This is a genomic window from Saccharomonospora iraqiensis subsp. paurometabolica YIM 90007 (assembly GCF_000231035.2).
Taxonomy (GTDB): domain Bacteria; phylum Actinomycetota; class Actinomycetes; order Mycobacteriales; family Pseudonocardiaceae; genus Saccharomonospora; species Saccharomonospora paurometabolica.
This window is the reverse complement of sequence record NZ_KI912215.1, coordinates 1,196-1,550: the sequence shown is the minus strand read 5'-3', so window position 1 is coordinate 1,550 and position 355 is coordinate 1,196. Positions and strand designations below refer to the sequence as shown.

Genomic DNA, 355 nt, shown 5'->3' with positions numbered 1-355 from the left:
GGGTGACATCGACGCGGCCCGGCAGCGGCTGCCGCACCTGTGCGGGCGGGACCCGCACGCCCTCGACGCCGAAGGGCTCACCCGCGCGGCCACCGAGTCGATCGCGGAGAACACCTCGGACGCCGTCGTCGCCCCGCTGGTGTGGGGCGGACTGGCCGGGCTGCCCGGGCTGCTCGCCTACCGGGCGGTGAACACGCTGGACGCCATGGTGGGGCACCGCTCGCCCCGGTACGACCGGTTCGGCCGGGCCGCCGCGAAGCTGGACGACGTCGCCAACGTCGTGCCCTCCCGGTTGGGCGCGGCGTTGGCGGGTGCGCTGGCCCCCGCCGTCGGGGGCCGTCCCCGGCGGGCGTGG

1 protein-coding gene is annotated in these 355 nt (G+C 78.3%); it reads left to right on the top strand.

Features of this window, described 5'->3' with window-relative positions:
• Positions 1-355, top strand: a 355-nt coding sequence (locus tag SACPADRAFT_RS25900) for a cobalamin biosynthesis protein (RefSeq protein ID WP_040924020.1), incomplete at both ends; no start/stop codon positions are given.